The 9,709-nt window shown below is 51.6% G+C and carries 8 protein-coding genes; 6 read left to right on the forward strand and 2 right to left on the reverse strand.

Translation table 11 applies throughout. The features are described from left to right. The 5 genes from VLH40_10255 to VLH40_10275 all read left to right on the forward strand — a co-directional run. On the forward strand, positions 1-2,019 hold a 2,019-nt coding region (locus tag VLH40_10255; protein ID HSV32380.1), incomplete at its 5' end, for an alpha-2-macroglobulin family protein. Then, complete coding sequence (locus VLH40_10260; protein ID HSV32381.1) at positions 2,003-2,701, forward strand: hypothetical protein; 699 nt, start codon at positions 2,003-2,005, stop codon at positions 2,699-2,701. The genes VLH40_10255 and VLH40_10260, both read left to right, overlap by 17 nt. Positions 2,702-2,740: 39 nt before the next feature. After that, positions 2,741-4,075, forward strand: a complete 1,335-nt coding sequence (locus tag VLH40_10265; protein ID HSV32382.1) for a hemolysin family protein — start codon at positions 2,741-2,743, stop codon at positions 4,073-4,075. Beyond that, on the forward strand, positions 4,050-5,582 hold the full coding sequence (gene xylB / locus VLH40_10270) for a xylulokinase (GenBank protein HSV32383.1): 1,533 nt from the start codon (positions 4,050-4,052) through the stop codon (positions 5,580-5,582). The genes VLH40_10265 and xylB overlap by 26 nt, the downstream gene beginning before the upstream one ends. 413 nt (positions 5,583-5,995) lie before the next feature. Beyond that, on the forward strand, positions 5,996-7,000 hold the full coding sequence (locus tag VLH40_10275) for an ROK family protein (GenBank protein ID HSV32384.1): 1,005 nt from the start codon (positions 5,996-5,998) through the stop codon (positions 6,998-7,000). Here the strand turns inward: VLH40_10275 and VLH40_10280 are convergent. Both VLH40_10280 and VLH40_10285 read right to left on the reverse strand, forming a co-directional pair. Continuing rightward, entirely contained in the window at positions 6,997-7,374 is a 378-nt protein-coding gene (locus tag VLH40_10280) for a DUF2703 domain-containing protein (protein ID HSV32385.1), read from the reverse strand. The two genes, VLH40_10275 and VLH40_10280, sit on opposite strands and share 4 nt — an antisense overlap. Positions 7,375-7,454: 80 nt before the next feature. Further along, complete coding sequence (locus VLH40_10285) at positions 7,455-8,834, reverse strand: methyltransferase MtaB domain-containing protein (protein ID HSV32386.1); 1,380 nt, start codon at positions 8,832-8,834, stop codon at positions 7,455-7,457. 510 nt (positions 8,835-9,344) lie between these two features. Here VLH40_10285 and VLH40_10290 point away from each other — a divergent pair. Further along, positions 9,345-9,709, forward strand: a 365-nt coding sequence (locus VLH40_10290) for a hypothetical protein (protein HSV32387.1), incomplete at its 3' end; no start/stop codon positions are given.

Here is a 9,709-nt window from a genome sequence, read left to right on the forward strand (position 1 = left end):
CTACGGCAGTATTTCCCTGACACTTTGTTATGGGAAGGCGCCTTGGTGACCGATGAAAACGGTGAGATCACGATTCCTTTCCGCAATGCCCACAGCCTGACCCGTTGGCGGGTAGAAGTCCGGGCGGTTCATGAAGAACACTTCGGGGAAACGGTAGTGCATTTTCGAACTGCCTCCCCTTTCGCTCTGCGGGCGTCTCTTCCCCCATTTCTATTCCGTGGGGACCGCTTGAGTGCTGAGGTGACTCTCTGGAACGCACTGGATCCTCAGAGCGTCCAGCTCGATCTGCTGACTTCCCCGGGATTGACCGGTAATCTCGATATGCGGGAAACCATGGTCGGCCGGGAAGAAAAGTTGGTGTTTCCCTTGCACCTGGAAGCTCGGGAGCCCGGCGATGCCTGGTTCCGTTTATATGCCCGCGGAGAAACAGCAACGGACGGGATAGAGTTGCCACTCCCGGTCCTGGAAACAGCTATCCGCGTTCACAGCGAACGTTCTGTGTTGTTCCGGGACGAATCGGCCGGGTTTGATTTCCTGTACGAACCCGAGGCGTATACCAAGGCACCCGAGGTAAACCTGATCCTCTTTGCCAACCGGAATGAGCGATTACTCCGAGAGGGAAAATCCATATACCGATATCCCTACCGGGGCAGTGAGCAGATTGCCAGCCAGATCATCGCGCTTCTCTCGCTGCCGTCCGTTTCCACCAACAACTGGACGGAGCAAATACCTTCAGTGATCAGAGAAGGGATTCACGAACTCTACTCGCTGCAAAACCATGACGGTGGTTGGGGGTGGTGGAGCAATGGAGACAGCATGGTATTCCATACCGCCCATGTCCTTTTGGCTTTTTCCCTGGCCCGGGAACATGGCTATCCGGTGGGTCACAGTACGCTCGAGAGAGCCAGACATTATCTTGGTTGGGCCGTCGGTGAAGCTGATCCTTTCGAGCATTTGCTTGCCGATTATGCTCTGGCCCGTCTCTTCAAAGAAGAGACGGAATTTGGGAGGGTGCCGGTGTGGGTAGTGAGCGAATTGGACGATAAAGCCCTGGCTTTGTTCCTGTTACTCTCGCCGGAACCGGAGAGAGCCTTCCTGACCGAAACATTACTCAACCGCCGGAACGTGTATGGGGATACGATGTTCTTTGGCGAACACGACCCGGAAAAACCTTGGATCGATGACCGGATTCTCAGCACCACCCTGGCCGCTAAGGCCCTGTTTGAAAGCGGAGCACCGTTGGATGCGAACAGAGCCTATCTGTGGCTCTGGCGGGCCTTGGAAGGTGATCGGTATCTTGATACGATCGACCAGGCCTACTTTCTCTTGGTGAGCCGCCTGTTCGGGGAGGAAGAAAGCACTTCTGACGCCCCGACTTTTCAGGTGACAGTCAACGGACAGTCAATCCCTGCAGGGACAGGTGTATTCGGGCCAGAACTTTCCCCGGTGATCTCCGTTCCTTCCGATCTTCTGACGCCTGGTGTTAATCGGATCGAAGTCAGTGGACATACTTTGTTCATGGCCACCCTCGATGTGATTGGCTTTATGGAAGAACCACCTGACGAAGGGCTCCTGAGTGTCCAACGAAGATATTGGAAACTCAGGACGGCCCGCCGGGAAGACGGAAACCTGATCTTTGTCCGGGAACCGATTGAAACGTTGCTTCCGGGTGATGAAATTCTCTGTGAATTGGTGATCGATTCTCCCTACCCCTTGGAAAATCTGGTGATCGAAGAGGGAATGCCCGCTGGATTTGAACTGGTGCGTACCTGGTTTCACTTTCCGCTGTCCGACGATCTGGATGGGGAGGACTATGCATATTATCAAATTGTTACCCTCCACAATCATCAACCGGTCATTTTTGTCCATACCCTCAAAAAAGGGGAAAATGTGATAAGATACCTGTTGAGAGCGCGGGATACCGGCGTTTTTTCCGTTCTTCCAGGCAAGGCCTATTTGATGTATCATCCGGAAGTTTACGGGTACTCGGAGGTAGCAAACGTTGAGATCGGAAGGTGATATTCCCTGTAGCAGGCGCTTGACGGCGCTGATCGTTTTTATCCTGATAGTCCTGGCCGGTCGGTGGTCGGCGGAAGGGCTCGAGATTCAGATCCAGGTACAGGGAAATATTTCGGGGATTCCCAAAGGACAGATCCTTGAACTCTTTCAGGTATCTGCTCAGAAAATTGCATACCTGACGGGTCTGGATACAGATTTTCCCGTACGGGTCCTGGTTTACCAAAACCCGTACGAATACTTACGCGAGGGGTTGCCGGCCTGGTCGGTTGCCGCCTATCGCAATGGGGTGATCCATTTCCGGGACCCGTTGCTGTTTGCCCGGTATCGAACACTCCAGGAAGTGATTACCCACGAACTGCTGCACGCATTGATCAGTTATCGAAGTGTTTCCCTCCCCTTTTGGTTTGAAGAGGGTCTTGCTCAGGTCGTGTCACAAGGGACGGACTTTTCCGATTTTTCGTTCGATTACTGCCGGGTCGATCGGGAAACGGTGTTTTATTACCGGGAAACGCAGCGGGTGCTCACCGAACTCGTGGATCGTTATGGATGGGTGGGTATCCGGCACTTCTTCGTCCTGATGAATGATTATCCTTTTGCCGGTGCCTTTCGCGTGGCTTTTCCCCTGGAGACATCCATTCCGGACATTTTCCTTCCTTTGGAACGTGAAAATGAGGTGGAATGAATGATGGATGAGGGTTGATACGGGAGGTTTTCTCTCTTCATGGAATTCTTGGGAACGATTCTGCTTATCTTGTTTCTGATTTTGATCAATGCCTTTTTTGCTGCTTCTGAAATCGGGTTGATATCGGCTCGCCGGAGCAAGTTAAAGACATTACGGGAAAAAAATCCCGAACAGGTGGAAAGCCTGAACCGACTGTTGTCGAACCCGGGTAAACTTTTGGCGACTATTCAGATCGGGGTAACCATGGCCGGATTCTTTGCCAGTGCAGCCGGCGCAGTTTTTCTGGCCCAGAGACTCGGAGACCGCCTGCAGGCGACAGCGTATCCGGTCATCAGTCGTTTTGGTACCGAGATTATGATTGTCCTGGTTACGTTGGTTATTTCCTATTTGAGCCTGGTGTTGGGGGAACTCCTCCCCAAGCGGATCGCCCTGAGCAATCCGGAACAGGTTTCCCTGAGAGTCGTAAAAACCATTGAATTCTTGTCCCGCTTTTTTAAACCCATGGTCACGGCTCTCTCGGCGTCAACCGACTTTTTGTCCCGTCTGATTGGGTTATCCAAGATAGAAGTCGCTTCGGTTACCAGTGAAGAAATCAAAATCCTGATCTCTGAGCAACGGATGCTCCCCCTTGATGAACGTCGGTTGATCAGCCAGGTAGTCGATTTCGGAAACACTCTCGCCTATGAGGTCATGACCCCCCGGACAGATATGGTCTGCATCGAAGAAAACACCTCCCTCAAAGAAGTGCTGGAATTATCCATAAAAAGCCACTATTCTCGCATTCCGGTTTTTTTCGAAGATCTTGACAATATAATTGGATTTGTTCATATCAAAGACCTTCTCTGGTACTTGGAAGATGAAAAAAAAATCGAGAGCCGGCGGGCCAGGGAAGTTGTGCGGCCGATCCATTTTGTCCCAGCCACCAAAAAAGTCCTGAATCTCCTCCGAGAACTGCAGCAACGCAGGGTCCATATGGCAATCGTGCTGGACGAGTATGGCGGTACAGCCGGGCTGGTCACCACCGAAGACCTGCTTGAGGAACTGGTCGGAGAAATCTTCGACGAACACGACCGGGAAATGCCTCCCTACCGGAGAATTGGAGAAAACCAGTTTCTCGTGGACGCTTCGACTCCGATTGAAGACCTCAATGAATTATTGAATTTACGAATACCGGAAAGTGAACAATTTGAGTCGCTGGGTGGTTTAGTTATGGAGTTGCTGGGAAAAATCCCCGAGGAGGGTGAATCGATGGAAATCAATGAGTATACGATTCAGGTGGAGCGGATGAACCGGCGGCGGATCGCGACTGTCCGGATCATTGTCAATCGAAAAAGAGAAGGAGAGCTCTATGGCCAAACTGATTCTGGCTCATGATCTGGGAACGACCGGGAATAAGGCGACCTTGTTCGATGAAACGGGGTATATGATCGAGAGTGATTTTTTTGGATATGAAACCTATTTTCCCGATGCCCTCTCGGTTGAGCAGGATCCGAATGATTACTGGGAAGCGGTGGTGAATACCACCCGGCGTCTGCTCAAGAACAGCGGATATTCCAGGGAAGATGTGGCTGTCGTCAGTTTTTCCGGTCAAATGATGGCTGCTCTCCCGGTGGACGACCGGGGTAATCCCCTGTCCCGAACTTTGATCTGGGCCGACCGCCGGGGCGTCGCGGAAGTGCGGGATATCAGTGAACGGATCAGCCCGGAGGAAATCTATGCCATCACTGGACACCGGCTGAGCGCTAATTATTCCTTGGCCAAGATTCTATGGATCAAAAAGCATCTTCCGGATGCCTACCGGAATGCTCGCGCTTTTCTTATGGCCAAGGACTTTGTTGTCTATAAATTGACCGGTCGATTGGTTACGGATTATTCCGATGCTTCAGGAACGAATCTCTTTGATCTGGTCGACGAAGAATGGTCCGGAGAAATCCTGGAACGAGTAGGAATCGACGGCGAAAAACTTCCGCCTCTTTTCTCGTCGGTGGATGTGGTGGGAGATATCACCACTGAAGCGGCGGAGGCGTGTGGCTTGCGTGCCGGAACTCCAGTCGTGATCGGAGGAGGAGACGGGCCGTGCGCGGCGACTGGTGCCGGGGTGGTACGGGAAGGCCAGGCTTATAACTACTTGGGTTCTTCATCGTGGATCGCCCTGGCGTCTACCCGCCCCGTTTATGATCCCAGAAAAAGGACTTTCACGTTCCACCACTTGGAGCGGGGTTTGTTTATGCCCACCGGAACCATGCAAGCCGCCGGTGGGTCGTTCCAGTGGTGTCGGGATACCCTGTGTGAGCGGGAGAAATCCATGTCCAGCGAACTCGGAGTGAGTTCCTATGAACTTATGGATCTTGAAGCGGGGAAAATCTCTCCCGGTTCGGAAGGGCTTTTCTTCCTTCCTTACCTCATGGGAGAGCGTGCTCCCTGGTGGAATCCACATGCCCGGGGTGCGTTCATCGGATTGACTCCCCGTCATCGCAAGGGTCACCTGATTCGTTCTGTGTTGGAAGGAGTGAGTTTCAATCTGCGTATCATCCTGGATGCTTTTCGCGAACAGGGCATTCCGATTGAAAGTATGCGGGTTATCGGAGGCGGTGCCCGGGGTGATTTCTGGAACCGCATTCTGGCCAGCATGTTTGAGATCGAGGTGCTCCGACCGATTTACATCGAAGAAGCGACTTCCCTGGGAGCGGCGATTGCCGGTGGGGTAGGTATCGGGATGTTCCCCGATCTCTCCTCAGCTGAGGAATTGGTGAAAATCAGGGATTGTTACACCCCTGACCCCGAAAGCCAGGAAGCCTATGCGCGCTTGTATCCCTTGTTTACCATGGCCTATCTGTCTCTTGAAGAGCTGTTTGGCAAAATGGCTTCAAACGGAGCTTAAAAGTCACCAGGGTAAGGCCTGCTGTATAATATAACTCGTCCATCGTGGGATCCTGATCCCGGCAATCAGAATCTTATTGCCTTTGATCGATAGAAACTGACCAGCGTCCGGTGGAAAGGACAGAGAGCGAAAAATATCCTCCCTTCATACAGTCAGTGACGCCAAACGTGGGAATAGCGACGCTTACCGGTAAAGACAAGATGCCCTTAGCGGGGGATATGACCAAGATCACGAAACGGGGGCTCAACTCTGGAACTCTACGATCCACGGTCTAGCGAATTTTCCATCGACCGGACACAGAGAACGTTTCGGTCTGGGTATTCCCTTCACCTGGTCCAGGCATAGACCGTTGTCCAACCCAGTTCCGGTAGATAGCTGGCGGGAGGAGTATTTTTGAGAGGAGAGATAAGCGAATGGTAGACCGGTTGTATCTGGGAGTGGATTTAGGCGGAACCGATACCAAGATTGCCTGTGTCAGCGAAGAAGGTCAGATTGTGGAGCGTTCCAAAATCCCGACCCGGGCGACGCGACCGGCTGATGAAGTTGTCAGGGACATTGCTGCGGAGTGCCTCCGCTTGCGCGATTTGGTTGAAAATCAGGTCAGTACGGTTGTTGCTCTGGGTATAGGTATTCCCGGACTGATTGACTGGGAAAAGGGGATTTGCAAACTCCTTCCGAATTTTGCCCACAAGTGGAAGGGCGTGCCGATCAAAGCTTGGATGGAACGTCAGATCAGTCTACCAGTCGGGATCATTAACGATGTTCGGGCGATCACCTTGGCGGAAAAACGTTTTGGAGCCGGAAAAAATGTCAAAACCATGGTCATGATAGCGATTGGAACCGGGATCGGGGGAGGAGTGGTGATTGATGGTGACCTCTATATCGGACAGGATGGGGGGGCTGGTGAGTTTGGTCATATAACCGTTGAGCCAACAGGTATCCTTTGTGGTTGTGGTAACCGGGGGTGTCTTGAGTCTTATGCTTCCGGGCCGGCTATTATCTCTCAAGCCGTTGGAACGGTGATTCGTCAGAACGATACGAAAATCAGGGATCTGGTTGATGGTAACATAGCAAAGATTACGCCGAAAATCGTAGAGGAGGCCGCGCTTTCAGGCGATCCTATAGCCAAAGGAATATACCGGCTGGCTGGATTGTACATTGGTCAGGCGTTGGGAAATGTGTGTCTGACTGTAAACCCAAAAATGATCGTTATCGGAGGAGGGGTCGCTCGGGCAGGTGAACTCTTGTTTGACGGTATTCGAGAAGGTCTACGGAACCGGTTGTTTCTGATTCCGGTCGACACCATCGATTTGGCCAGTGCGCAACTAGAGATGGATGCCGGGGTGATAGGAACGGCAACCTGGGTAAAAGAGCAAATGACGAAAGGGAAAATCGGTTCCTTTACACCCAAGGGCTAAGGGAGGGCTGTGGCTTTTCTCACGGCTTGCCTGATCACCACTTCGGGTACTTCCAAATATGTCTTTCCCTGGGTATGAAGAATCCGCAGGAATTTGACCTTGGACCCCACTACCGGGCTAAGGCAGGAGCAACTCCTGAGGGCGATTTTTTCACCGCATAAGAGGGTTTCCAGGGGAATTTTATTCACTAAAAGTTGGTAATCCGTATCGTTTCCCGGAGATGAGGTCTCCTGAAAGGTGAGCTTTATCGATTCTGGTGCAAGCTCCCGGGACAATTCAGCGACGAACTCCCCAATTTCCTGGCCGCCTTGCGCACAGTACAAACCCTCTTTTTTCCCCTCGGCATGGCGCCACTCAATTTCAAGATGTTTCATCGGAATACCTCGTATCGCTTAACCAAGTTGAGCCAAAAATTGTAGGCAGCACTCCCCCGTCATTGGCTCCTACAAATTCCTTATTTCTCTATATTGTAATCTGCGAGAAGGATTTTGTCCAGATCCAGTCGGTGCTTCACTTGGGACCAGGCTTCCTTCTCATCATCGGAGAGTGATTCTATATCTTTGGCCATCCGTTCGAGCCAGGGGATTTCGCGGGAGGGGATGGCGACCACATTCCGGTCTATCCCTTGACGTAAGACACGAAGTGCTTCCCGTGCCGATCGTTTCGTTCTCAGAAAGTGGTTTTTTTCGGTAAGAATATTCCGGGCGATATCGATAACCACATCGGGTCGCAGTATATAGGCTTGGGGATCGAGACGACTGTCTGATTCCACGTGAAGATTCCGGAGAGTGAGCGCATTATCCTTGCCTTGCCTCGTGGCCGCGTTGAGGAGACGACAGTCATACACGAGTTGTTCCATGGAAACTACGGGTGCGATATCGGCCAGGAGCTTGATGTTTTGTACAGATTCATTGCTCCATAAATCGGCTGTTGCCGCAGTGATATTACCCAGGGGGCTCAGATGAGCGACAGCGGCAGAGCGACCTTCCATGGAAATTGGATATCCGGTGATGGCCTTTAAGTAAGGACCCTCATAGGCGCAGTCCTTGCTGGGACCAACGGCTCCTACTTCATAGGCGACGAGGCTGCGTATGACTGTGGCCACCCGCACCACCGCTGCGAAGGTACGGGGAATATAACCCCGCTCCGCGAGGACCATGGCTGTATTTCCAAAACCGCAGGCAGAATCACCGGAAGGGACGGTTCCGGTTTCCCTGGCGATGGCGACGATGTCCTGCCAGAGCCTGGTCATGTCCCGGATACTCAAGATGCCGAGAATGACCAGAACGCTCTGGAGGTCGGCATTGAGCAAGGCATCGTCATGGATTTCTTTTCCTCCGGTCGATTCGATGGCCAACATCTCCGCACCAGCTTGAGCGCAACCTCGGAATGATTTCATCATCGCATCGTATAAATACCCTCCGGCCATGTGCGGGGGGCGGACCATTTCCCGAATATCGTTGGGGGTAATGCGCAAAGAACTTTTCAATCCGAATTTTTCCTGATAATCATGCATCAGATCAAGAACAAGCTTGGTCACTTCCACTCCCCACTCCGGATGCATAGTCAGGGGAGGGAGGAGTTCAATCTCCACAATCAGCCCGGGAACATGCAAGGCTTTCGCCCGATCCAATACGCCCTTGGTCATTTCTCGGTACTGGGTTTTTACCTCCGGCATCGTTTCGGTGGTAACTTCCATTGGTGGCAAGGTAAAATTGATTTCCGGGAAAACCGTTCCGCCACCGATGACCAGTCCGTTCTTCAAGGTCAGGGCATTCGGGGAAACTCCATAAATTAAATCATCAACTTGCGAAACCGCAAGTGTGGTGAACATCGCGATCAAGCCGCCTTTCTCAGCACTTCTGATTCTTCTGGGTGCAAATATGATATATAATATATTTATATATGTCAACACACCCAATCAAAAAAGTATGAAATCATAAGGCTAAAGAAGTTATTTTAATAAACATAATATTTATGTTGTAGAGGCAGGAAAAGAGAATATACATATATAAAAACATAATATAATCCAATCATATATTGACCTTGTCATGGATAGGATTATTGCGCTATTCACTGTGTCGGCCTTGGAAAATGGGGCTTTCTTTTTCTGATGCCTCGGGAAGGCTGCTCGTATCTGGATTCCTGGGCCAAAGTATGGTAGCGTTTGATCGGCGGTGTTTTCCTTCTTTCAGATCATGAAGCGTTGCCCCGGGCGATCGGTCTTTCGGAACCACCGGGGCGGGTTTTTCATTTTGGTTGATGCATATCTCTTGGAAAAGATCTTGGACGAGTGCGGCTACTATGCTGGACTGAGCGGAGTCAAGCGACAGGGAGGTAAACCATGCCCAACATACACAGTATTTCCTATGAGGTCAGTCTTCTGACCGACCACGATGTCTACTTGTTCAAAGAAGGAAACCATTTTCGCCTGTTCGATAAACTGGGTTCCCACGTGGTACGCAAGGGTGAGGCAGAGGGGGTTTATTTCGCCGTTTGGGCACCGAACGCCGACTCCGTAACCGTCTTCGGTGATTTCAATGAGTGGAATCCGGATTCTTGCCGCCTCAAGGCGCGGGAAGATGGATCCGGTATCTGGGAAGGTTTTATTCCCGGGATCGGTGCTGGGACCGTATACAAGTACCATCTGGTTTCACGATACAACGATTACCGGGTGGAGAAGGGTGATCCTTTTGCGTTCCGGTGGGA

This window comes from Atribacteraceae bacterium (assembly GCA_035477455.1).
GTDB lineage: Bacteria > Atribacterota > Atribacteria > Atribacterales > Atribacteraceae > DATIKP01.

What these genes read in the sequence shown, in the direction of transcription:
- VLH40_10265 (HSV32382.1), top strand. Translation starts at nt 2,741, where the DNA reads ATGGAATTCTTGGGAACGATTCTGCTTATCTTGTTTCTGATTTTGATC.
- xylB (HSV32383.1), top strand. Translation starts at nt 4,050, where the DNA reads ATGGCCAAACTGATTCTGGCTCATGATCTGGGAACGACCGGGAATAAG.
- VLH40_10275 (HSV32384.1), top strand. Translation starts at nt 5,996, where the DNA reads ATGGTAGACCGGTTGTATCTGGGAGTGGATTTAGGCGGAACCGATACC.
- VLH40_10280 (HSV32385.1), bottom strand. Translation starts at nt 7,374, where the DNA reads ATGAAACATCTTGAAATTGAGTGGCGCCATGCCGAGGGGAAAAAAGAG.
- VLH40_10285 (HSV32386.1), bottom strand. Translation starts at nt 8,834, where the DNA reads ATGTTCACCACACTTGCGGTTTCGCAAGTTGATGATTTAATTTATGGA.